We start from the raw sequence: 23,554 nt of genomic DNA, 5'->3' as shown, positions 1-23,554 counted from the left end.
ACCTCCCAGATTAGTCCTTCCCCCGCCGGCGCACAGCCGTCCCTCGGTGAAGACCCGCTGATGGACAGGGAAACCGCTCCTGGCAGCCAGGCGGGCAAGCCCCTTCGCGCCACGCGGGGAGCGGTAGACTCCCAGCCCCCTGGGTCCGTCGTCGTCCCTGTCCCGGACCCGCGAGGAGGAGCGCATGGCGGTCACACCCCCTTCGGCACGGACGGCGCAGTCCCACGAGCACGGCCCGACACCCTCCGAGCCGCTTCCGAGCGCCCAGCCCCCCATCGTCCCCGAGCCGCTGCGCATCGGCCCCCCCTCGACGTCCGCGGGCGGCGTGCCGGCGGTGCTCTCCTCGATGAAGCACGCCTGGGAGGAGATGGGCGTGGCGCGCGGCACCCAGACGCTCCTGCGGGTCAATCAGCCGCACGGCTTCGATTGTCCCGGCTGCGCGTGGCCCGACCCCGCCCACCGCTCGGCCTTCGAGTTCTGTGAGAACGGCGCGAAGGCCGTGGCCGAGGAGGCCACCACCGCCCGGGTGACACCCGAATTCTTCCAGCAGTGGAGCCTCGTGGACCTGGCCGCCCAGACGGACCACTGGCTGGGCAAGCAGGGCCGGCTCACCCACCCCATGGTGCTGCGCGAGGGCGCCACGCACTACGCGCCCCTGTCCTGGGACGAGGCCTTCGCGCTCATCGCCAGCGAGCTGCACGCGCTCGGCTCGCCGGACGAGGCGTGCTTCTACACCTCGGGCCGCACGAGCAACGAGGCCGCCTTCCTCTACCAGCTCTTCGTGCGGCGCTTCGGCACCAACAACCTGCCGGACTGCTCGAACATGTGCCACGAGTCGAGCGGCACCGCCCTGAACGAGACCGTCGGCATCGGCAAGGGCACGGTGACGCTCGAGGACTTCGAGAAGGCCCGCGTCATCGTCGTCATCGGGCAGAACCCGGGCACCAACCACCCGCGCATGCTCACCGCGCTCGAGGCCGCCAAGCGCCAGGGCTGCCGCATCCTCAGCATCAACCCGCTGCCCGAGGCGGGCCTGCAGCGCTTCAAGCACCCGCAGACGGTGCGCGGCGTGCTCGGCTCGGGCACGGCGCTCGCGGACCTGTTCCTCCAGGTGCGCATCAACGGAGACGTGGCGCTCCTGCAGGGCCTGGGCAAGGCGCTGCTCGAGCGCGAGGCGAAGCAGCCGGGCTCGGTGCTCGCGCGCGACTTCGTGGAGGGCCAGACGCTCGGCTTCGAGGCGTACGCGGCGCACCTGGCGGGCGTGTCCTGGGACGACGTGGTGGAGCAGAGCGGCATCCCCCGCGAGCAGATTGAAACGGCCGCGGGGTGGCTCGCGGAGACGGACCAGGTCATCTGGTGCTGGGCCATGGGGCTCACCCAGCACCGCAACGCGGTGGGCAACATCCAGGAGATCGTCAACCTGGCGCTCCTGCGCGGGAGCATCGGCAAGCCGGGCGCGGGCCTGTGCCCGGTGCGCGGCCACAGCAACGTGCAGGGGGACCGGACCATGGGCATCTGGGAGAAGCCCCCGCCCGCGTTCCTCGACGCGCTGGAGCGGGAGTTCGGCTTCACCCCGCCCCGGCACCACGGCCACGACGTGGTGGGCGCCATCCAGGCCATGCACGCCGGCGAGGTGAAGGTCTTCTTCGCGCTGGGAGGCAACTTCCTGTCGGCCACGCCCGACACGGAGCTCACCGCCGAGGCGCTGCGCCGCACCCGGCTCACCGTGCACGTGTCCACCAAGCTCAACCGGGCCCACCTCGTCACCGGGCGACGGGCGCTCATCCTGCCGTGCCTGGGCCGCACCGAGAAAGACAGCCAGGCCGGCGGCGCCCAGTTCGTCACCGTGGAGAACTCCATGGGCGTGGTGCACGCCTCGCGCGGCACCCTGCCCCCCGCCTCCGAGCACCTGCTGAGCGAGCCCACGCTCGTGGCCCGGCTCGCGCGCGCGGTGCTCGGGCCGAGCGATGCGCTCCCCTGGGAAGCGCTGGTGGAGGACTACGATCGGGTGCGCGACCTCATCGCGCGGACGATTCCCGGCTTCACGGACTTCAACCGCCGGGTGCGCGAGCGGGGAGGCTTCGCCCTGCCCAACGGCCCGCGCGAGGGCCGCTTCACCACCCGCGACGGCAAGGGGCATTTCACGGTGCACGAGATGCCACGGCTGGCGCTGGAGCCGGGCCAGTTGCTGATGATGACCATCCGCACGCACGACCAGTACAACACCACGGTGTACGGGCTGCATGACCGCTACCGGGGCATCCACGACGGCCGGCGCGTGGTGCTGCTCAACGCCGAGGACATGAAGGAGCTGGGCGTGAAGGCCGGGCAGGAGGTGGACCTCACCAGCCACTTCGAGGGCCAGCGGCGCGTGGCGCGGAAGTTCGTCGTGGTCGCGTACGACATTCCCCGGCGGTGCGCCGCCACCTACTTCCCCGAGGCCAACGTGCTGGTGCCCCTGGGCAGCGTGGCGGAGAAGAGCCGCACGCCGACGTCCAAGTCGGTCGTCATCAGCCTCGCCCCCTCCGTGGAGCTACCCGCCCTGGCGTCCGGGGCCTGAGCCCTCAGGCAAGCCCTCGGGTTGACTGGCCAACCCGAGGGCCCCGATGAGCAGACGGACAGGCAGAGGGGGTTGAAACTTCTGAACTTGTTCTGCATTGTTTCCGCATGGCGACCCATGAGCTGACCTGGAGCGCTTTCCTTCGAGAGCCAACGCGCGTCGAACCGATGCTCGAAAAGGGCGACGTCCTCCTGAAGCGTCGTGATGGCGAGGCCCTCCGTCTCTCTCGGGAGTCCAGGGATGCCAACACGCGGCAAGCGATTATCGATGCGGTGCGGCTCTTGAGGGCCGACCCATCCACCGCCCCCATCCGGGGACCCGACCGGAGTGTCACGAACCGCCTTCCCTGGACGCGCTTCCTTCCCGAGGAAGACCGGCTCGCGTTCGTCACGGAATTCATCGACCACTTGGAGGCGTGTGCCGACCTCGGTGATTTCACCGCACTCGGACGGCTCCTCGAGGAGTGGAAGAACACCGCGGCTGCATACGCGGACGGTGTTGCCCCAGCGTTGAAACGGCCCGTGAAAGCAGTGGGCGGTCGTGTACCCCGCCCAGGTCGGTAGGCGATGCCAAAGAGGGGAGATCGTGTTGCCCCACCGCCCAGGAGTGACGAGTGGGACATTCGCTTCGGCGATAGCGACGCGGTGGACGGGTGGAATGACCTTTGCGCGCAGGCACCTGGAGCCACCCGGGATGCCTACGATGCGATCGTCAAGAATCCGCGTGACTCATCCCGGCCCGGTCGTCAGCACCGGCTGAAAGGCTCACTCGCCTCGCGCAAGGTTGCTGGAGAGACGCTCGAGCAGTGGCAGTTCGAGGTCACCAGCGGTGGGCGCATCTGGTACTGCATCGATGATGCGCACAGGAGGGTGATCCTCGTGCTCGCATCAACGAAGCACCCAAAGGCGACCGAGTAGCGCGCGTCGAACGTCTAGCCGTTGTCCAACACCCGGAGCACGATGCCCGTGATGTTGTCCGTGCCGCCCCGCTCATAGGCCCGGGCCACGAGCCGCTCGGCGATCTCCTGCGCCGAGCCGCCCTGGGCGAGCAGCTCGACCATCATCTCCGGCGGCACGAGCTCGTACAGTCCATCACTGCACAGGAGCAGCACGTCGCCGGAGCTCAGCGGCACCCGGCCGCAGTCCGGCTCCACGCTGTCCTCCATGCCCACCGCGCCCGTGAGCGAGTTGCGGTGACGCAACGCGAACGGCGTCTTCGTGTCGAGCCCCGCCGCCTCCATCTCCGCGATGACCGTGTGGTCGCGCGTGAGCCGCCGCACCGCCCCGTCGCGCACCAGGAAGGTGCGGCTGTCGCCGATGTTGCACACCACCGCCTCGTCCTCGAGCAGCAGCACCCCGGTGAGCGTCGAGGCCATCATGGACAGCTTGCCGCGCTGCTGGCCCCGCACCTCCTCGTGCGCCAGCCGCACCCCGTGGAGCAGCATCTGCTCGGGGGTCTCGGCCTCGAGCGGGGCCGTGGCATCCTCCCGTGAGTCCAGGAACTCCGTCACCGTGCGCAGCAAGAGCTGGCTGGCCACTTCCCCGCCCTCGTGGCCACCCAGGCCATCGGCGACCGCGAAGAAGCCCAGGTCGGGCCGCTGACAGAAGGAGTCCTCGTTGTTCGAGCGGCGGCCGATGTGGGTCGCGGCGCCACTGTCGATTCGTGGTGTGACGGGCATTGAGAATGCCTTTTAGACGAGATGACGCCCCTCAGGGGGCAGGAGCGACCGGGGGCTTCGACTGGGGGGCGGAGACCGGGGGCTTGACGTCCGGTGCCGCGGGAGCGGGGGTCTCGGGAACCGCCAGCTTGGGGCCCGCGTCCCGCACGATGGTCCGGTACCACGAGTCCGGGTACTTGGGATGGTTCACCTTGCCCGCTTCGTCACGCACGTTGCCGTCGATGTACTTCACCAGCAGCTGCTCGCCCAGCTTGCGCCAGCGGGTGTGCACCTTGGCGCCCTGCTGGGAGGAGTAGTCGGTGAGATAGGCCCGCGCCTGCTCGGGCGAGCTCTTGTACAGCTCCAGCGCCGCCTTCTCGATGTCGCCCTGGTCCGCGAGGAACTGGCCCTCCAGCTCGCCCTGCGCCTTGCGCACGTCGACGATCATGTCGCTCCAGCGCCCATAGGCCTGGTTGGACACCCAGTTGAACACCCAGAAGGAGGAGTCCCAGGAGAACTGGCCCCGGCTGGCCACACCCTGGGCGAAGTTGGCCGGCGCGCGGCGCACGCCCGCGTACATCGGCGTGTAGACGGTGGTGAAGGTGTCATCCATGCCGAACCACAGCACCCCGCCCACCGGCGACGGCATCCACGAGCGCATCTGCGCCACGAACGAGAAGCCCGTCTGCTGCGTGGAGATGGCGCGCTCGTGGACGTACTCCTTGCCATCCACCTTCCACGTCATCGGCCGCCAGCGGTAGGGCACCGCGTAGGGCCCCGCTCCCACGTCCTTGGACATGTCCAGCGGCGTGCCCTCGAAGTGGTCGCGCATCAGCCCCATCACGTCCTGCACCGACAGCTTGCGGTCCGGCTTCACCCACAGGGGCAGCCGCTTGTCGGGCTGCGAGCCGTCCGCGTACTCCACCCCCAGCCCGAGCGACGGCGCCGCGCGGCGGAAGATGCTCCACACGCGCCCCTCGGCGAAGCGGATGCCGCCGAAGTCGAGCGGGTGGTAGGTGTCCGCGAAGCTGAAGTCCTTGTCCGCCCCGCTGAACCAGCCCTTCTCGCGCGCGAAGGAGATGACGTCCTTGGAGTACAGGGCGTTGGCGGAATCGTTGAGCGGAAACTGGCGGATGCGCGCCTGGTTGGCGTGCGCCGAAATGGTCCCCTCGGGCAACCGCCGGGCCACCCACACCGCGCCCTTCTGCCCCGCGCCCTTGCCAATCATCTCGAGGATCCACGCCTCCTTGGGATCCGCGATGGAGAAGGACTCGCCCGTGGAGGCGTAGCCGTACTCGGCCACCAGGTCCGTCATCACCTGGATGGCCTCCCGGGCCGTCTTCGCGCGCTCCAGCGCCGTGTAGATGAGCGAGCCGTAGTCGATGATGCCCGCGGGCTCCTCCAGCTCCTTACGCCCGGTGAAGGTGGACTCACTGATGGAGAGCTGGTGCTCGTTCATGTTGCCCACCACCGAGTAGGTGACGGGGATTTCCTTGATGCGGCCGAGGAACTTGCCCGTGTCCCACTCGAAGATGTCGCGCCAGGCGCCGGGCGCGTTGCGGCGCGCCGGGGTGTAATACAGCTCGCCATACAGCTCGTGCGAGTCCGCCGCGTAGGTGATGAAGGTGGAGCCGTCGGCCGAGGCCCCCTTGCTCACCAGCAGGCTGGTACAGGCGAGGGCCGCGGGCGCCGCCAGCCCCGCCGCGACGGCCAGGGGGGGGAGGAACTTCGAGAAGGACCGGATCATGGCGGCGGATGCTACCAGGGAGCTCCGCGTCCGGGTGGGCCCCAGAGGCGCGCTTCCCCGGCACTCGGGCGAGCCAGGAGCCCCGGCCTGGCGCTACAATCGCTCGTGACTCGCATGAGGGCAGGTTCTCGGCGCGTCCGCGCCCGTCCCCCGGAGGGGTAGCACCCGGTGGACAATCAGGGCATGGCAACCCGGGCCCCAGCGGCCCCGCCCCCCATCTTGGAGAAGGCCCACGATGAACGACTTCCAGTTCCAGGACATGCTTCCGCTCGGCAAGGACGAGACGCCCTACCGGCTGCTCACCCAGGATGGCGTCTCCACCTTCGAGGCCGGGGGCAAGAGCTTCGTCCAGGTGGCCCCCGAGGCGCTCTCGCTCCTCACCCGCGAGGCCATGCGCGACATCTCGCACCTGTTGCGGCCCGGGCACCTCCAGCAGCTCGCGAACATCCTCAAGGACCCCGAGGCCTCGCCCAATGATCGCTTCGTGGCGGTGGAGCTGCTCAAGAACGCCAACATCGCCGCGGGCGGCGTGCTGCCCTCCTGCCAGGACACCGGCACCGCCATCGTGATGGGCAAGAAGGGCCAGTACGTGCTCACCGAGGGTGGCGACGAGGCGGCGATCGCCCGGGGCGTGTTCGACACGTACCGCACCGCCAACCTGCGCTACTCGCAGATGGCCGCGCTCGACATGTACAAGGAGGTCAACACCGGCAACAACCTCCCGGCGCAGATCGAGCTGTACGCGACCGACGGCGACGCCTACAAGTTCCTCTTCATGGCCAAGGGCGGCGGCTCGGCCAACAAGAGCTACCTCTTCCAGGAGACCAAGGCGCTGCTCAACCCGCAGAGCCTGCTGTCCTTCCTCGACGCGAAGATCCGCTCGCTGGGCACCGCGGCGTGCCCGCCCTATCACCTGGCCATCGTGGTGGGTGGCACCTCGGCCGAGTTCGCGCTCAAGACGGCCAAGTACGCCTCGGCGCGCTACCTGGACACGCTGCCCACCGAGGGCAACGCGCTCGGCCGGGGCTTCCGCGACGTGGCGCTGGAGCAGGAGGTGCTCAAGCTCACCCAGCGCACCGGCATCGGCGCCCAGTTCGGCGGCAAGTACTTCTGCCATGACGTGCGCGTCATCCGCCTGCCCCGCCATGGCGCTTCCTGCCCGGTGGCCATCGCCGTGTCGTGCTCGGCGGACCGGCAGGCGCTCGGGAAGATCACCCGCGAGGGCGTCTTCCTCGAGCAGCTCGAGACGGACCCGGCGAAGTACCTGCCGGAGACGGCGGACGCGGACCTGTCCGGCGAGGTGGTGAAGATCGATCTGCGCCGCCCCATGGCGGACATCCGCGCCGAGCTGTCGCGCTACCCCATCAAGACGCGCCTGTCGCTCTCGGGCCCCATGGTGGTGGCGCGTGACATCGCGCACGCCAAGCTCAAGGAGCGGCTGGACAAGGGCGAGGGCATGCCCCAGTACCTCAAGGACTACATGGTGTACTACGCGGGCCCGGCGAAGACGCCGGAGGGGTACGCCTCGGGCTCGTTCGGCCCCACGACGGCGGGCCGCATGGACGCCTACGTGGACCAGTTCCAGGCGGAGGGGGGCAGCTACGTGATGCTCGCCAAGGGCAACCGCTCGCCCGCCGTCACCGAGGCCTGCAAGAAGCACGGCGGCTTCTACCTGGGCTCCATCGGCGGCCCCGCGGCACGGCTGGCCAAGGACTGCATCACCAAGGTGGAGGTGCTCGAGTACCCCGAGCTGGGCATGGAGGCCGTCTGGAAGATCGAGGTGGTGGACTTCCCCGCCTTCATCGTCGTGGACGACAAGGGCAACGACTTCTTCGCCCACATCAACAAGCCCACGAAGAAGTGAGCGGCCCGGGGCCCTCCGCCGGGAGGGCCCCTCGAGAGTGACGTCAGGGACGTCAGTGCTTGAGCCCGGCCACGTGCTGGGTGGGCATGTTCTCCAGCCCGTGGGTGAGCTGGAAGGTGTAGCGCACGCGCGGCGCGGACTTGGTCCCGCCGAGCACCTTGAAGAGGAAGTAGCCCCGGTCCACGTTCTCCGGGTCCGCCAGCACCTGCACGTGCATCAAGTCCGTGGTGTCGAGCACCATCTCGCCCACCAGGCGCTTGCCCATGATGAGCTGCACCACGGGCGTGCCGTTGTCCTCCGAGAACAACACCCAGTGGAGCGCCTCGGTGTCGTACAGCCAGGACTCCTCCGTGCCGACACTGAGGAGGCAGTTGGTGTGATCCAGGATCCAGTCCCAGAAACGTTCGAAGGGGAGCGTCACTCCCGATTCCGTCTCGATCGCCATGGCCCTCCACATAGCGCAGGTCGGGCCGTGGGGGGCATGGCCAATCGGCGGGAGGCTCAGGCCCTGGACTTGCGCGCCGGGAGCTGGTTGAGCAGCCGCTCCAGTTCGTCCGGTTTCACCGGCTTCACCACGTGCAGGTCGAAGCCCGCCTCCACCGCGCGTGAACGGTGCTCGCCGCTGTAGCCCGTGAGCGCCACGAGGTAGACGTCCTGGCCGCCCTCGCTCTCGCGGATCCTGCGCGCCACCTGGAACCCGTCCATGCCCGGCAGGCCCAGGTCCACCAGGGCCACGTGCGGCCGCAGCGCGGGGAAGCGCTCCACGCCCCGGAAGCCGTCCTCGGCCACCGCCACCTCGTGGCCCCACATCTCCAGCAGCTCGCGCAGCACCTCGCGCGTGTCCTCGTTGTCCTCCACCAGCAACACCCGCCGCGCCGCGCTCGTCTCGGGGGGAGCGATCCGCGTCTCGACGGGCAAGGAGGCCACCACCTGTGCCGCCAGCGGCAGCGTCACCATGAGCTCGCTGCCCTTGCCCTCGCCCTCGCTGTACGCCCGGACCCTGCCCCCATGCAGCTCCACCAGACGCCGCACCAGGGTCAACCCGATGCCCAGGCCCCCGCGGGAGCGATCCAACTGCTGCTCGCCCTGCACGAAGAGCTCGAACACCCGGGACTGGAGCTCCGCGCTCATGCCGATGCCCGTGTCCTTCACGCGCAGCACCACCTGGCGCTCCTGGGCCTGCTGCTCCACCGTCACACCGACGAAGACGTGGCCGCCCACCGGGGTGTACTTGCGCGCGTTGTCCAGCAGGTTGGACACCACCTGCTCCAGCCGCGTGGCGTCTCCCTCCAGCCACAGCGCCTCGGCCGGCAGCGTCAGCTCCAGGTGCAACCCCTTGTCCAGCAGCGACTGACGGCGCGCCTCCACGCCGTGCTGCACCACCTGGCGCAGGTCCACCAACGCGCGCCGCAGCTCGATGTGGCCGCGGTTGAAGCGCGACACGTCCAGCAGGTCATCCACCATGCGCGCCATGTGCTGGCTCTGCCGCGCCAACACCCGCATGGCCCGGGACTCGGCGCCCTGGGGCTGGGTGGCCTCGGCCAGGTGCAGGGAGTTGACGATGGCGGACAGGGGATTGCGCAGCTCGTGCGCCAGCATCGCGAGGAACTCGTCCTTGCGCCGGTCCGCCTCCGCCAGCTCCGCGGCGCGCTGGCGCAGCTCCTCCTGGAGCTGCCGGTGGGGCGTGATGTCCGTGAGGATGCGTACCGCGCCCGTCACCTGGCCCGCATCACCCTCCACGGGGTTGGCCGCCACGCGGTACCAGCGCGAGCCCAGGCACACCGTGGCCTCCTCGCGGCAGTCCAACGCCTCGCCACAGCTCGCGGGCAGCGCCTCGCCACTCGCCGCCTCTCGCATCAGCGCCGCGAAGGACTGGCCGAGCACCGCCGCCTCGCTCCCGCCGAACAGCGACTCGAAGGAGCGGTTGGCGCGCATCACCCGGCCCCGCCCATCCAGCAGACACACGCCATCGCCCAGCGAGTCGAAGGTCGTCTTCCACTGCACGGCCGCGCTGCGCGCGTCCTCCTCGGCCCGGCGCAGGCGCAACAGCGAGCGCACCGTGGCCAGCAGCTCCGCGGTGTCCACCGGCTGCGTCAGGTAGCCATCCGCGCCGCTCTCCAACCCCTCCACCTTGTTCTCGGTGCGGATGTAGTTGGCCGACAGGTGCATCACGACGATGTTGGACGTGTGGGGATCCGACTTGAGCCGCCGGCACACCTCGATGCCGTTGATGTCCGGCAGCTTCACGTCGAGGATGATGAGGTCCGGGCGCAGCTCGGCGGCGAGATGGAGGGCCTCGGAGCCCGTGCCCCCCTCGGCGACCTGGAAGCCCGACGCGCGCAGGATGCGCGTCACCGCGTACCGATTCGCTTCGTTGTCGTTGATGTTGAGCAGGATGGGTTCGCGGTGAGGCACGAGGCGATCTCCAGAGAGGCGTCAGGACCGCCGTTCCGGGCCGGACAGGGCACGTTGCAGAAGGTCGAACGCGGCGTCCCGGGTGAGTCCGCTCTTGGAGAGGATACCCATGACGTGGGGGAGCAGGCGTCCACGCTCCTGCTCGGTCAACGAACGGCTGGTGTGGATGATGACGGGGATGTCGCGCGTGGTGCGCTCGCGCCGCAGCGTCTCCAGGACCTCGAAGCCATCCATCCCCGGCAGCGACAGGTCCAACACGATGGCGGAAGGGTGGAGCTGGTTGGCCAGACGCACGCCCTCCACGCCCGTGGTGGCCTCGCGGAACTGCAGCGAGGCGTCCGCCAGCAGGCGCTTGAGCAGGTAGCGCACCACCTCGTCATCGTCCACGAGCAGCACGGTGCGCGGACGCGACGCGTCCCGCGGTTCCTCGGGCTCCACCGGCTCGTCATCCCCCAGGGGCTTCTGCCGCTGGGTGTAGTCGAGCGCCACCCAGGCCCGGAAGGTGCTGCCCTGGCCCTTCTGGCTCTCCACGAGGAGCGAGCCCCCCAACAGCTCCGCCAGACGCCGCGACAGGGGCAGACCGAGCCCCGTGCCCTTGACGCCCTGCTGGTGCGGGCCCTCCACCTGCACGAACTCCTCGAAGATGCGCTCCTGGTCCTCGGGCGCGATGCCCACGCCGGTGTCGCTCACCGAGAACTCCACGGTGCCGCGAGGACCTGGCGCCGCCGACACCCGCACCTCGCCCCGCGGGGTGAACTTGAGGGCATTGGAGATGAGGTTGCGGAGGATCTGCGACAGCTTGCGCTCGTCGGTGTGCAGCTCCGGCAGGCCCTTGGGCTCGTCGAAGACGAGCGCCACGCCCTCGTTCACCTTCAGGGGGCGCAGCATCCCGCGCAGCGAGCCGAACAGCTCCCCCACGGAGAAGCGCGTGGGGAGAACCTCCGAGCGGCCGGACTCGATCTTCGCCAGGTCGAGCAGGTCGTCGATGAGCTCCTGCAGGGCCTCGCCGGACTTGCGGATGAAGGTGACCTGCTTTTCCTGCTCGTCGTTGAGCGGCCCGTCCAGCCGGTCCAGCAGCAGCCGCGACAGGTTGACGACGGAGCTGATGGGCGTGCGCAGCTCGTGGCTCACGTTGGAGATGAAGCGCGTCTTCATGTCCGACGCGCGGCGCAGCGCCTCGGCCTTCTCCTCCAGCTCGGCGTAGAGCGCCACGACGCCACGGTTGGTCTCCTCCAGCTCCCGGTTGAGCCGATCCACCTCGGCCTTGCGCGCGTGGAGCTCCTCCAGCGTGCGCAAGAGCTCCTCGTTCTGCCGCGACAGCTCGTCCACGGCGTTGGAGCGCCGCTGCCGCTCCAGCTCGGAGCGCAGCGACTGCAACACGAGCGCGGGAGGCGCGGCACGCGGCAGGCGATGGGCCAGCTCCAGCACCAGCCAGCCCTCCCCCTCCATGCGCAAGGACACCCGATCCATCAAGCGCTGCGCGGGGGCGAGCGCGGGACCGGGCCGTGGCGCCGCCGGGGGCACTCCCGACACGAGCCCCTCGGTGGACGAGGGAGCCCGGACGAGCACGAGCAGGGCGGGCGACTGCGACTCCTCCAGGAGGAACTCGATATGGCCGTTGGCCTGGGAGGCCGCGAGCCGGGCCACCTCGGAGATGGCCGTGGCGATACGCACCTGATCCTGCCCCTCGAAGCCGAGCACCTGGGCGATATGGCGGCCCCGCTGCCGGGTATTCACCACATCCTGCCCGGTGCGCAGCTCGGATTGAAAGAGGGAGAGGCTCAAGGGAGGTTGCTCCGCGGGGCTTCTCGAGCCACCAGCACCGTCACGTCGTCCCGTCCCCGGGAGAAATCCCGGTAGAGCACGCCCGCCACCAGGGAGGGATGCCGGTGGAGCAGCCCGGGGGAGCCATCCACCCGCCACTGGGTGAGCAGACCGTCCGAGCACATCACCAGGACCGAGTCCGGGCTCCACGTATAGGAGAACGACTGCACGCGGTGCATCTGGTGGCCCAACGTTCCATTCATGGACACCATGCGCTGCATGCCTCCCTGGGGGGAGAGCACGGAGGCGGCGATGTTGCCCACCCCGGCGAAGTCGAGCCGCGCGTCCCCGGGACGCAGGGAGGTCAGCGCCACCGCCGCGCCCCGGGTGCTGCGCAGCTCCCCATGGGCGCCCTTGAGCAACGCGGTCACGTCCGGGGTGCCCTGCTCGAGGAAGGACACCACGGCCGCGCGCGAGGCACGGGCCGCCTCGGGCCCATGGCCGAGACCATCCGCGACGAGGAGCACGGAGCGGCCGTCCTTGGTGTCCAGGCTCCAGGCATCCCCGCATACCTCCTCGCCCGCCATGGGCACGCACACCGCGCCCACTTCCACCTCGGAGCGCGGCGGCTTGCTCAGCCACAGCTGGGCGAGCAGCGCCGTGCCCGCGCCTGGCTGGGAGTAGATGTCGAAGACGGTGGACATGCGCCGGATGGCGCCCAGTCCCGAGCCGCCCGTGCCAGCGGTCGTGTAGCCATCGCGCATGCAGCGGTCCACGTCCGCCATGCCGGGCCCCTTGTCGAGCGCGAGCAGTTCCACGCCCACGTGGGAGCCGGCATGCAGGGCGCGCAAGAGGAGCTGTCCCTCGCGCGCATGGGCGACGAGGTTCTTGGCCGCCTCACTCGCCACGAGCGCCACCTTGCCCTGGGCCTCCTCGTTGAAGCCCAGCTTGGAAGCGAGCGCGGCGGCGGTCCGGCGGGCGTGTCCCGCCTGGCTGCTCTCCGTGACGGGAAGCGCCGTGGTGCTCACTTCCATCTCGTCACCGTGACCCGTGTGCCCTCCCCTACCTTGCTGACGATCTCGAAGTCGTTCACCAGCCGCTTGGAGCCACCCAACCCGAGTCCCATTCCGCCTCCCGACGTGTAGCCATCACGCAGCGCCAGTTCGATATCGGGAATCCCTGGCCCTTGGTCTTCGAAAGACAACCGCAGACCGCGCCGGATTCCATCCTGGACCTGTTGCAGGGTGACGTTGCCTCCCCCCCCGTAATCCAGGGTGTTGCGCGCCAGCTCGCTGGCAGCCGTCACCATCTTCGTCTGCTCCACGAGGCTGAACTTCAGTTCAGCCGACCAGGTACGGACCGCCTGGCGCACGAGCACCAGGTCCTGGGAGGAGCGGATGGGCATGCTCTCATTCCTCAAGATAATCATCCGAGACCTCGATTCGAGCCTCGTCCTCCTCCAGGGAGGCCCGCAGGAGCGCCATCCCCTTCTCGATATTGAGGGCGGTGCGGATGCCGGGCAGGGACATGCCCAGTTCCACCAGGGTGATGGCCACCGCGGGCTGCATGCCCACCACGACCGTCTGGGCGTCCAGCACCCGCGACATGGTCGCGATGTTGCCCAGGATGCGGCCGATGAAGGAGTCCACCACCTCGAGCGAGGAGATGTCGATGAGCACGCCGCGAGCGCCCGTCTCGACGATCTTCGACGTCAGGTCGTCCTGGAGGTTGACGGCGACCTGATCGTGCATGTCCATCTGGATGGTGACGATCAGCACCTGCCCCATGCGGAGGATGGAAATACGCTCCATGAGCTGGGGCCCCCGCTAGACCTTGCCCGGGGCCTGGGAGCCGGGGGCGTTCTGGTTGAGGCGCCGCAGGGCCCAGCGGAAGGCTCCCGCGAGGCTCGACTTGGTCACCACGCCAGACAGGTCCACACCCAGGTGGACGATGGTCTGGGCGATCTGCGGACGGATGCCGCTGATGACGCACTCGGCGCCCATGAGGCGCGTGGCGGTGACGGTCTTGATGAGGTGCTGCGCGGTGAGCGTGTCCACGGTGGGCACGCCGGTGATGTCGACGATGGCGATCTCCGCGCCCGTCTCGACGATGCGCTGCAGCAGCGTCTCCATCACCGTCTGGGTGCGCCCGCTGTCCAGCGTGCCGATGAGCGGCAGGGCCACGATGCGATCCCACAGCTGCACCACGGGCGTGGACAGCTCCAGCATCTCCTGCTGCTGGCGCATGATGACTTCCTCGCGCGTGCGCTGGTGCACCTCGGTGGTGAACAGGCCGAGCTTGTCCAGCAGCTGAGTGGCGCTCCACATGTCCTCGGCCACCTGATGCGGCTGGCTGACGGACGCGCGGCGCAGCCAGTCGAACAGCGGCTGCTTGAAGCTGAAGATGAAGGTGGCCGTTTCCGCGGGGGAGAAGCCCTGGAGGCTGCGCGAGCGCGACAGCCGCTCGAGCAGCTCGCGGATGGGCGTGAACACCGAGGAATTGAAGTCGGTGAGGTTGCCATGCTGGCTCAGCTGGGTGAGCAGGCGGAGGAACTCCGCGCACTGCTCACGCAGCTCGCCTTCCTTCATCAGGGCATCGCGACGAACACCGCTGTTGGACAGATTGGCAAACCATTCCGTCAACAGCTCGGACGAGTGGTTCTTGAGGATCTCGTGGATACGGGTAGTCAACAAACTCCTCCTGAGGGGCAGCCTGTACCACAGGGGCCACACCGGGACTTGGCCCGCGGACCGGGCGACAGCCGGCTCGGAGACGACTGTTCAGTGTCCGATAACCCCTGGGAGCAGGCAGGCCATTTCCCCCCTTCCTTCTTTCTGGTGGAGCGACACACACGCGGCGGCGGGGTTATCAGGCCAGCAGCCACACCAGGAGGAAACCCAGCACGAGCGCGGCGAGGAACAGCGCGCCCGCGCGCCACCCTGTCCAGAACGCAGCTGCCGGGGCGGCGGCAAGCACCTCGTCCTCGTCGTCCTCCACGACGGCGCGGACCAGTCCGGAGCCCTCGTCGCGCCGCCCCACCGCGGACTCGTGCGTGGTGAGGTCCACGTCGAAGGCCACGCGCACCTCGCGCGAGGTGGGCGATCGGGCGAGGGACGGCCCGGGCCGCTCCTCCACCAGGGTCACCGCCGAGGAGGGCAGGAAGTCCGCGGGCGCATCGAGCGCGCGGTGCTCGAAGGCGAGCGCGGTGGGAGGCGCGAAGGCGGGCAGTTCCTTCTCGGTGAGGGGGCGGCGCAGGGAGGAGCGGCCCCGGAGCAGCTCGCCGAGCACGCCATCCTCCACCCGCTTCTCGCGCGCGAAGGCATCGCTCATGAGCCGCGCCAGGTCCGAGTCGCCCAGGCCGGGCGACAGCTCCTCGCGCACCGAGCGCAGCGCGCGGGCGAACGCCGTGGCGTCCTGGAAGCGCGCGTCGGGCTCGGTGGCCAGCGCCTTCATCACCACCGTGTCCACGCGCGAGGACAGGCCCTCGCGGTGCTGGCTGGGAGGAGGCCACTCGGGGTAGGCCGCGCGGCGCCAGCGCTCGACGACGTCGCCCTGCTGGGCCAGGGGCTGCCAGGAGAGCAATTCCCAGAGCACCACCCCCGTGGCGTACACGTCCGCGCGCCGGTCCACGCGCTGCTTGCGCGCGTGCTCCGGCGCCATGTACGCGAGGCTGCCCATCACCACGCTGGGCGCCGTCTGGGCCTCCTTGAGCGTGGACTGCGCCGCGCCGAAGTCGATGATCTTCACCTCGCCCGCGTAGGAGATGCACACGTTGGCCGGTGACAGGTCCCGGTGCACCAGGTGCAGCGGGTGGCCCTGCTCGTCCGTCACGTCGTGCGCGTGGGCGAGGCCCTGGCACATGCGCTCGGCCACGAGCAGGGCGAGCCCCACGGGCAGCACCCGGCCCTGTTTGCGCAGGCGCCAGGCGAGCCGGTTGAGCGTCTTGCCGGCCACGTACTCCATGGCGAGGTAGAGCTCGCCGGCCACCTCGCCCATGTCCCACACGCGGGCGATGTTGGGGTGGCTCAGCCGCCGCACCACGCGCGCCTCGTCGCGGAAGCGGGCGAGGAACTGCGCGTTGCCGGCGAGCCCCGGCAGCACCTTCTTCACCACGCAGGCGCGGCCCAACGCCTCCTCGCGAGCGAGGAACACCTCTCCCATGCCCCCGTACCCGATGCGCCGCACCAGGGTATAGGGGCCGAAGGAGACGGGCCCTGGGGCCTGTGGCTCAGGAACCTTGTCCAAGCGCGCGGAACGCCCGGCGAGACGCCCGGAGGATGTGCGCCACCTCGGGCTCGTTGATGGACAGCGACAGGAAGGCCGACTCGAACTGGCTGGGCGGCAGGTACACGCCCTCCTCCAACATGAGGTGGAAGAAGCGGCCGTAGCGCGCCGTGTCGCTCTTCTTCGCGCTCGCGTAGTCGAACACCGGCCCCTCGGTGAAGAAGACGGTGATCATGCTGCCCACGCGGTTGATGGTGACGGGCACGCGCGCCTCCTCCGCCTCCGCGCGCAGACCCGCCTCCAGCTCCCGGCCAATCGCGTCCAGGCGCTCGTACACGCCCGGTGAGCGCAGGGCCTGGAGCGTCGCCAGGCCGGCGGCCACCGCCACGGGGTTCCCCGACAACGTGCCCGACTGGTACACCGGCCCCTCGGGCGCCACCTTCGCCATGACGTCGCGCCGCCCGCCGTAGGCCGCCAGCGGCATGCCGCCGCCCACCACCTTGCCGAAGGTGCTCAGGTCCGGCCGCAGCCCGTACACCTCCTGGGCGCCACCGCGCGCGAGCCGGAAGCCCGTCATCACCTCGTCCAGCACGAAGAGCACCCCGTGCGCCCGGCACAGCGCCTGGAGCCCCTGGAGGTAGCCCTCCTCGGGGATGAGCACGCCCATGTTGCCCACCACCGGCTCGATGATGGCGCAGGCGATGTCCTTGGCGCGCTCGGTGAACAGCCGCTCCACCGCCCCCAGGTCATTGAAGGGCACCGTCAGCGTGAGCCCCGCCACCGCCGCGGGCACCCCCGGCGAGTCCGGCAGTCCCAGCGTCTCCACGCCGCTGCCCGCCTTCACCAGGAAGGGGTCGCCCGCGCCGTGGAAGCAGCCCTCGAACTTGAGGATGTGATCGCGGCCCGTGAAGCCCCGCGCCAGCCGGATGGCCGCCACCGTGGCCTCCGTGCCGCTGGACACCAGCCGCACCTTCTCCACGCTCGGCACCGTGGCGCAGATGAGCTCGGCGAACTGCACCTCCGCGTCCGTGGGCGCCCCGAACGTCGTGCCCCGGCGCGCCGCCTCGGTGACGGCCGCGACCACCGGCGGCCACGCGTGGCCGAGGATGAGCGGACCCCAGCTCCCCACCAGGTCCACGTACCGGTTGCCGTCCACGTCCGTCAGCCACGCGCCCGCGCCCTCCTTGAAGAAGACGGGCTCGCCACCAACGCCACGAAAGGCGCGCACCGGTGAGTTCACCCCTCCCGGAATGAGCTCCTGCGCACGCGAGAAGAGGGCCTTGCTCTGCGAGTGGTTCATGAGCGCTCCATACCACGCGCCCCCATCCCGTCGGCTCTCTTCACTCCAGGTGGATCGCTTGATTCTCAACGTGTAATCGTTTACAGATTATCTCTGCTTACACTCGTGGTCTTGATTATAAGTAGAAAGAAAAATTCCAAGGTACCGGGATTGAACTCCGCCCGCGCGCGGGGCACCGGAATGGGCAGCACCGGCGGCTCTCCCGCTCCCCGCGTCCACGCGGACGCCGCGGTCGAGCGAGAGCACCGGACCTCCGCGGATCGCACCAGGAGGCCCGGGCCGGAGCGCTGAACGAGAGCTGGGGTGGGGGTATCCGGGGGAAGTCCCCCACCCCGGCTCTCTCCCAGGGGACGGGCGAAGGGGGTTGGAGTAAGCCCTCTGGGCATGATCCACCTCCACCCCCGACGGACCCTCACCCTGCGCGCGCCCGAGAGCCCCGGAGCCGCGGCGCATGTCTCCGCCGCGAGTGGCCTCGTGCGCGTGGGAGGCTGGCTCCACGTCATCGCGGATGACTCGCTGGCCCTGGCCTCCTTCCCCCTCCAGGGAGAGGAGCCGGGAGCGCTCGTGCGCCTGCTGCCGGGGGAGCTGCCGCTCGAGCACCGCGAGCGCAAGGCGCGCAAGCCGGACTTCGAGGCGCTCTGCCTGCTGGGAGCGCTGACGGGAGCGCCCTGGGGCGCGCTGCTGGCGGTGCCCTCGGGGAGCACGCCGGGGCGCGTGCGGGGCGCGCTGGTGCCGCTCGGGGCGAACGGGAGCCCGGAAGGCCCGGTGCGCGAGGTGGACTTCCAGCCCCTCTACGCGCAGCTCGAGCGGGAGCTGGGGCCGCTCAACCTCGAGGGGGCCGCGGTGACGGGCGCGCGCCTGCGCCTGCTCAACCGGGGCAATGGGGACGCGGGCACGGACGCGGTGGTGGACCTGGACCTGGACCGGGTGCTGCGCGCGCTGGAGGCGGGACGACCGGCCCTGCCGGACGTGGTGCGCGCCGTGCGCCGGTGGGAGCTGGGCCGCGCGGGTCCGGTGCGCCTGTCCTTCACGGACGCCTCCCCCCTGCCAGACGGGCGCGTCGTCTTCACCGCCGCGGCCGAGGACACGCGCGACGCGTACGCGGATGGCGCGGTGACGGGCTCGGCGGTGGGCGTGCTCGCGCCGGATGGCACCCCCGTGTTCCTCGACGGCGTGGACGCGAAGGTGAAGCTGGAGGGCGTGGACGCGCGCGTGGAGTCGGGCCGCATCCACCTGCTGCTCGTGTCGGACGCGGATGACCCGACCCGGGCCGCGCCCCTCTTCGAGGCCGTGCTGGAGGGCGTCGCCGGCTAGCTCAGTCGTGATCCCTCGCGGCTTCCGCGGCCGAGCCCCCCACCGCCTCCACCGAGGTGCGCGCGGGCCGCGCGGGCACCTTGGCGAAGGCCGACACGCGCGAGCCGATGTTCTCCGGCGTCGTCGCGGCGAGGCGGCGGCGCGCCCGGGCGATGGCGTCCTGCACCATGGCCGGGTCCGGGTGGCTCTTGAGCGCCTGCACCCACATCTCGATGGCCTTCTCGTTCTCGCCCGCCTCGGCCTTGAGCTTGCCCGCCTCGAACATGGCGTGCGGGGCCAGCTCCGAGTCGCCAAAGCGCGTGAGCAGGGCCGCGTAGGCGAGCGAGGCTTCCTGCCGGAAGCGCTGCACGTCGGCGGTGCTCGGAGTGCCCTGGACCGACCGCATGTGCAGCGCCTGGGCCTGCAGGAAGAGCGCGTCGTCCACGAAGGCGCTGGTGGCGAAGCGCTCGACGAGCTTGCGCGACTCCAGCACGCACTGGCTGTAGTCCTGCAGCTCGAAGTACAGCTTGGCCACCTGGTAGTGCAGCTCGGCGCCCTGGGGCGGATTGCGCGCGAGCGCGGCGGTGAGCTGATCAATCGCGCCGCGGGGGTCGCGGAAGTGCACCCGCAGCAGCTCGGCGAGCACCACCCGGGACTCCTGGGCCTCGGGGGACTCGGGGCACTGGGTGATGAGCTCCTTGTAGACGCTCACCGCCTCCTTCACCTTGCGCAGCTCCAGCCAGTACACGTCCGCGGCGCCCTTGAGCGCGCGCGCCTTGAGCACCGGCGCCTGCGGGGAGTCATCCAGCCGCAGCGCGTCCAGCGCCTTGCGGTACTCCACGAGCGCCTCGTCGGGACGCTTCTCGTAGATGGAGTCGCGGGCGCGCTGCAGGTGATCGGTGGCGCCATCCCGGGAGCAACCCGGGGCGAGCACGAGGGCCAGGAGGAGAAGGGAACGCCGCACTAGCAGGTCTCCGGCGGGACGCGGACACAGTAGGTGTCCTGACAACGGATGCATTCCAAGGGGCCCGGGATGTCCCTCACGCACAGCGTCATGGTCGGGGAACGGGGACAGTCCTCGGAGGCGACACAGCGGTAGACCCCGCCCTGCTCATCGGACACGTGCACGGGCTGGCACGCCGCGGAGTCGGAGGGACCACAGCCCGCGAGCCCGATCACGGTGGCGAGGAGGAGCGCTGTGATCCGGGTTCTCACGAGGCCGGAGTTCTAGCCGGATTCAGCCGCTCCGTCACGCGCGCGACACCCGCCAGGGGCCTAGCGGCTCATCGCTCCCTGGAAGGCCGAGGAGAGGACCGTGCCGGCTGACGCCATGCGTTGAGCGCGCGCCTTCTCCTCCTGCCGCTTCAGCAGGTTCGCCATGCCCCTCAGATGCTCCTCGGACACCTGGCACTGGATGGCGGACACCTGGCCGTGCCGCTGCTCCAGCTCCTGCCACAGGTGCATCCGGGCCTGATTGCCCAGCAACCGGACCTCCACGGCATCGAACGCCGCGTCCATGCGCCGATCATCCTCCTCGAGCAACGCGAGCCGCGCCTGGGCCTCGTCCGGGGGGAAGTCGACCACGCATCCGCTCGCCAGCCAGAGCACCACCATCGCCCCCGCGAGCCTCCAGCGTCGTGTCCCTCCAGCCATCTCCCACCTCAGGTTGTCCGGTCCAACTGCCCGTTCGCGTCCGCGAAGGCCGGGAGGCCCCTCGCGCGGCGCGCAACCTAGGGATGCCCCCGCCTGGGGGGAACCACTTCGTGCGGGGGGTTGACGTTTTGGGAGGGGAGAAGGCTCAACACCCGACAGAATCAGGGCACGCGGCGGTGTCGGAGGATGAACTCACACACCTCACGCGCCGCGCCGAAGCCCGCCGCCCGCTGCGCGACATAGTGCACCCGGGAGCGCACCTCGTCCGGGGCCTCGGGGGGCGCCGCCGAGAAGCCCACCGCCTGGAGCAGCGGCAGGTCCACCAGCTCATCCCCCATGTAGCCGCACCGCTCCGGCGTCACCTCGAGCAGCTCCAGCAGCGTCTCGAAGTGCGCCACCTTGTCCTGACTGCCGAAGTGCACGTGCTTGATGCCCAGCGACTGCATCCGCATCTGCGCCGAGAGGCTGTCGCCGCCGGAGATGGCCGCCACCTCCATGCCCACCTCCTGCAGCCGCTTGATGCCCATGCCGTCGCGCACGCTGTACATCTGCGTCCAGCCCGAGTTGGGCACCCAGAAGATGCGTCCGTCCGTGAGCGTGCCGTCGATGTCGAAGATCATCACCGACAACTGGCTCACCCGCGCCTTGAGCGACTCGAGATCCTGGTTCATCCGCGCGGGCGCCTACTTGGGCACGGCCTTGAGCACGGCCTTGCCATCCTTGATGACGACCTTGAACTCCACCGAGTTCGCCTTGTGCTGCTTCATCAACTCCGGCACCTGCTTGCGCAGCGAGGCGGCCACGGAGTCGTAGTTCATCTTGGAGGTGTCCTCCTTGTTGTTGCGCTTGGCGGCCACGTAGGCGTCGTACACGGACTTGAGCCGGGCGTCGGACAGGTCGTTGTTCCCGGACGCGGCGGCGGGACGCGCCGCGGGTGGAGCGGCACGGGGAGCCCCCGCGGGGCGGGCCGCCACGGGCGCCACGGAGGGCACCAGCGGCTTGACCGACGGCACCAGGGGCGCGATGGCCGGAATGACGGGCGCCACGGAGGGCACCAGGGGCTTGACCGCGGGCGTCACCGGCGCCACCGACGGCACCAGGGGCGCCACCGACGGCACCAACGGGGCCACCGACGGCACGCCGCGCACGGGCAGCGACGGCCCGTCCAGCGAGTCCAGCTCGTCGTCGGGCAGTTCCACCGAGCCCTGGGTGCGCGGCCTGTCGCCCGGCTTCTTCTCGATGCGGCGGCGGGCCTTGACCACGTCCCGCTTGTAGGTGCCGTTCTCGATCTCCTGGATCGTGCGCTGCCACAGCCGCTCGTAGGTGACGAACTTGCCGTGGATGGACTGCACGCGGAACTTCGCCGAGGTGTTGCGCACGAAGCTGCCCTTGAGCCGCATCACGCGCTTCTTCAGGTCCTCGTACTGCCGCGTCGGCGGGACGCGCTCGGTGCCCAGGAAGTAGTGCTCATAGGCCACCTTGAGCGCCGCGATCTCCTCCTCGATGGCGTCACACTCCTGGAACGTCACCTCGCTGCCCGACATCGTGGGCATGCCGGACTTCGTGTCGCCGCTGGTGGCGGCCAACTTGGCGGCGGACTTGGCCGAGGTACCGACCTTCGTGGCCTGATTCTTCGTGGATGACTTCGCGGACTCGTACGCCATGGGCACCCACGAGTGTCCCCAAGACGCGCTTTCCGATCAACCTCGCAGCCTCACGCGGGGCTGGGAGTCGGTCCCACGCCCGGCAGCTCACCGGACTGGCGGATCCGCCGGTACAACAAAGTAGCGCCAAAAGTGAACATGCACAGCGAGATGAACTGGCTGGTGGAGATGTTGTACCAGGCCTCCAGGGGCACCGCGTCAGCCAGACGCGCCGCGCCAAGCGACTCGAGCAGGCCGTGCAGGGTGCCGCGCTCGGTGTCCCCGCGGAACAGCTCCACGGTGGTGCGCAGCACCGCGTAGCACATGAGCCACAGGGCGAAGATCTGCCCATGGAAGCGCCGGTAGCGCCGCGCGTACAGGAGCACACAGAAGAGCACGAGCTGCCCGACGGACTCGTAGATTTGCGTGGGATGGACCGGCAGGGTGGTGCCGTGCTGGGCCACCCACTCGGAGATGCGCACCGCGCCCGGGACGGGGTAGTGGAGGATGAGCCCGGAGTCCGGCAGGACGAAGCGCCCATCCTGGGCCTGGGACTGGAAGGCGAGGCTGGCGGAGCCCGAGAGCCGGCCGAACAAGTCCTGGGCGAGCCCGGCGCCCGGAAAGCGGGCCATGAAACGCGCGCCGGACGCGGCGACATCGCCCCAGCAGCACCCGGCGGAGAAGCACCCGAGCCGGCCCAGGCACTGGCCGAGCGACACCGTGGGAATGGCCACGTCCGCCAGACGCAGGAAGTCCATGCCGTGGCGGCGCGCGAAGAGCCACGCCGCCAGGGCCGCGCCGATGAGGCCGCCGTAGAACACGAGCCCGCCGCCCAGCGAGAACACCTGCGTCCAGTCGCGCGCGTAGTCCTTCCAATTGACGAGCACGAAGAGGACGCGGCTGCCCACCAGGCCGCCCACGAGCACGTGGAAGCCCAGGTCCAACACCGCCTCGCGCTTGCGCGGCCCCTCGGTGTCCACCCACTGGCCGCCCCCGGACGCGTCCGGCACCCACGACACCGAGCGCCACTCGTCCTGGGCCAGCCGCGACGCCACCGACATCGCCGTGAGGAAACCGGCGGCCAGCAGCAACCCGTAGGAGTGCACGGGGATGCCCTGGCCCTGACCTCCGGGGATGGCGTCCGCGGGCAGGGCGTAGCGCAGACCGACGAAGGCCAGCCCCCCCGCGACGGCGCCATAGCCGAGCGCGCGCGTGAGCCGCTGCCCGGACGTGGGCGACGGACCCTCGGCGCCGAGCCAGCCGTTCCGGGCGATGGACACCACCATGACGAGCGCCACCGCGAACAGCAGGAGCTGCGAGGCGAGCGAGGTGAAGGTGAAGTGGAGGAGGACGGGAAGCATGATGGGGGAGCCTCGGGAAGCGCGCGGCCCGACAGCCTAGCCGGTCAGGGCGCCCGGAAGAAAAGGGCCGCCC

At 70.0% G+C, this 23,554-nt stretch carries 21 protein-coding genes; 5 read left to right on the top strand and 16 right to left on the bottom strand.

Annotation, left to right across the window (positions count from 1 at the left end; all coding sequences use genetic code 11):
* The first annotated feature begins 184 nt into the window (after nt 1-184).
* The 3 genes from D187_RS34850 (at nt 185) to D187_RS56500 (ending at nt 3,477) form a co-directional block, all read left to right on the top strand.
* A complete protein-coding gene (locus D187_RS34850; protein WP_002624708.1) occupies nt 185-2,560 on the top strand; it encodes an FdhF/YdeP family oxidoreductase in 2,376 nt (791 codons plus the stop codon).
* Nucleotides 2,561-2,667: 107 nt separating this feature from the next.
* Nucleotides 2,668-3,123, top strand: a complete 456-nt coding sequence (locus D187_RS34845) for a hypothetical protein (protein ID WP_051256677.1) — start codon at nt 2,668-2,670, stop codon at nt 3,121-3,123.
* A 3-nt stretch (nt 3,124-3,126) separates the two neighbouring features.
* Nucleotides 3,127-3,477, top strand: a complete 351-nt coding sequence (locus D187_RS56500) for a hypothetical protein (RefSeq protein ID WP_076606288.1) — start codon at nt 3,127-3,129, stop codon at nt 3,475-3,477.
* A 14-nt stretch (nt 3,478-3,491) separates the two neighbouring features.
* Here D187_RS56500 and D187_RS34840 read toward each other — a convergent pair whose 3' ends face one another.
* Both D187_RS34840 and D187_RS34835 read right to left on the bottom strand, forming a co-directional pair.
* Entirely contained in the window at nt 3,492-4,238 is a 747-nt protein-coding gene (locus tag D187_RS34840; RefSeq protein ID WP_002624706.1) for a PP2C family protein-serine/threonine phosphatase, read from the bottom strand.
* Nucleotides 4,239-4,269: 31 nt separating this feature from the next.
* On the bottom strand, nt 4,270-5,964 hold the full coding sequence (locus D187_RS34835; RefSeq protein ID WP_002624705.1) for a dipeptidase: 1,695 nt from the start codon (nt 5,962-5,964) through the stop codon (nt 4,270-4,272).
* Nucleotides 5,965-6,199: 235 nt separating this feature from the next.
* Here D187_RS34835 and D187_RS34830 point away from each other — a divergent pair, with 235 nt between their 5' ends.
* Nucleotides 6,200-7,828, top strand: a complete 1,629-nt coding sequence (locus D187_RS34830) for a fumarate hydratase (RefSeq protein WP_002624704.1) — start codon at nt 6,200-6,202, stop codon at nt 7,826-7,828.
* 52 nt (nt 7,829-7,880) lie between these two features.
* On the opposite strand, the gene D187_RS34825 is transcribed toward D187_RS34830, so the two are convergent.
* The 9 genes from D187_RS34825 to hemL all read right to left on the bottom strand — a co-directional run bounded on the left by D187_RS34825 (nt 7,881) and on the right by hemL (nt 17,531).
* A complete protein-coding gene (locus tag D187_RS34825; protein WP_002624703.1) occupies nt 7,881-8,273 on the bottom strand; it encodes a hypothetical protein in 393 nt (130 codons plus the stop codon).
* 56 nt (nt 8,274-8,329) lie between these two features.
* Entirely contained in the window at nt 8,330-10,243 is a 1,914-nt protein-coding gene (locus D187_RS34820; protein WP_002624702.1) for a hybrid sensor histidine kinase/response regulator, read from the bottom strand.
* 21 nt (nt 10,244-10,264) lie between these two features.
* Nucleotides 10,265-12,028, bottom strand: coding sequence for an ATP-binding response regulator (locus D187_RS34815; protein ID WP_002624701.1), 1,764 nt, complete (start codon nt 12,026-12,028; stop codon nt 10,265-10,267).
* Complete coding sequence (locus D187_RS34810; RefSeq protein WP_043432980.1) at nt 12,025-13,041, bottom strand: ATP-binding SpoIIE family protein phosphatase; 1,017 nt, start codon at nt 13,039-13,041, stop codon at nt 12,025-12,027. Before D187_RS34810 ends, D187_RS34815 begins: the two co-directional genes overlap by 4 nt.
* Complete coding sequence (locus D187_RS34805; RefSeq protein WP_002624699.1) at nt 13,032-13,412, bottom strand: anti-sigma regulatory factor; 381 nt, start codon at nt 13,410-13,412, stop codon at nt 13,032-13,034. Before D187_RS34805 ends, D187_RS34810 begins: the two co-directional genes overlap by 10 nt.
* A gap of 4 nt (nt 13,413-13,416) precedes the next feature.
* The gene (locus D187_RS34800) at nt 13,417-13,818 is read right to left on the bottom strand and encodes an STAS domain-containing protein (protein WP_002624698.1); all 402 of its coding nucleotides are present in this window, start codon (nt 13,816-13,818) and stop codon (nt 13,417-13,419) included.
* A 15-nt stretch (nt 13,819-13,833) separates the two neighbouring features.
* On the bottom strand, nt 13,834-14,697 hold the full coding sequence (locus tag D187_RS34795) for an STAS domain-containing protein (RefSeq protein WP_002624697.1): 864 nt from the start codon (nt 14,695-14,697) through the stop codon (nt 13,834-13,836).
* Between the two features lie 178 nt (nt 14,698-14,875).
* Nucleotides 14,876-16,252 (bottom strand): serine/threonine protein kinase, encoded by a 1,377-nt coding sequence (locus tag D187_RS34790; RefSeq protein WP_155893811.1) that lies wholly within the window; start codon nt 16,250-16,252, stop codon nt 14,876-14,878.
* Complete coding sequence (gene hemL, locus D187_RS34785) at nt 16,236-17,531, bottom strand: glutamate-1-semialdehyde 2,1-aminomutase (RefSeq protein ID WP_002624694.1); 1,296 nt, start codon at nt 17,529-17,531, stop codon at nt 16,236-16,238. The genes D187_RS34790 and hemL overlap by 17 nt, the downstream gene beginning before the upstream one ends.
* A 384-nt stretch (nt 17,532-17,915) precedes the next feature.
* Between hemL and D187_RS34780 the strand changes: the two genes are divergently transcribed.
* Nucleotides 17,916-18,845 (top strand): DUF6929 family protein, encoded by a 930-nt coding sequence (locus D187_RS34780; protein ID WP_043432974.1) that lies wholly within the window; start codon nt 17,916-17,918, stop codon nt 18,843-18,845.
* A 1-nt stretch (nt 18,846) separates the two neighbouring features.
* Here D187_RS34780 and D187_RS34775 read toward each other — a convergent pair whose 3' ends face one another.
* The 5 genes from D187_RS34775 to D187_RS34750 all read right to left on the bottom strand — a co-directional run bounded on the left by D187_RS34775 (nt 18,847) and on the right by D187_RS34750 (nt 23,481).
* Entirely contained in the window at nt 18,847-19,788 is a 942-nt protein-coding gene (locus D187_RS34775) for a tetratricopeptide repeat protein (RefSeq protein ID WP_002624691.1), read from the bottom strand.
* Between the two features lie 311 nt (nt 19,789-20,099).
* On the bottom strand, nt 20,100-20,438 hold the full coding sequence (locus tag D187_RS34765) for a nucleotidyltransferase family protein (protein WP_002624689.1): 339 nt from the start codon (nt 20,436-20,438) through the stop codon (nt 20,100-20,102).
* A 200-nt stretch (nt 20,439-20,638) separates the two neighbouring features.
* A complete protein-coding gene (locus tag D187_RS34760) occupies nt 20,639-21,148 on the bottom strand; it encodes a KdsC family phosphatase (RefSeq protein WP_002624688.1) in 510 nt (169 codons plus the stop codon).
* Nucleotides 21,149-21,160: 12 nt separating this feature from the next.
* Nucleotides 21,161-22,141 carry an MXAN_5187 C-terminal domain-containing protein gene (locus D187_RS34755; RefSeq protein WP_051256675.1) on the bottom strand — a complete coding sequence of 327 codons (981 nt, stop codon included), beginning with the start codon at nt 22,139-22,141 and terminating at the stop codon, nt 21,161-21,163.
* Between the two features lie 50 nt (nt 22,142-22,191).
* Nucleotides 22,192-23,481 (bottom strand): prolipoprotein diacylglyceryl transferase, encoded by a 1,290-nt coding sequence (locus D187_RS34750; RefSeq protein ID WP_002624686.1) that lies wholly within the window; start codon nt 23,479-23,481, stop codon nt 22,192-22,194.
* Nucleotides 23,482-23,554 lie beyond the last annotated feature (73 nt).

Source organism: Cystobacter fuscus DSM 2262, assembly GCF_000335475.2.
In the GTDB taxonomy this organism is placed as follows: domain Bacteria; phylum Myxococcota; class Myxococcia; order Myxococcales; family Myxococcaceae; genus Cystobacter; species Cystobacter fuscus.
Note: the sequence above shows the minus strand (reverse complement) of the source record. Positions and strands in the feature narration are given on the sequence as shown.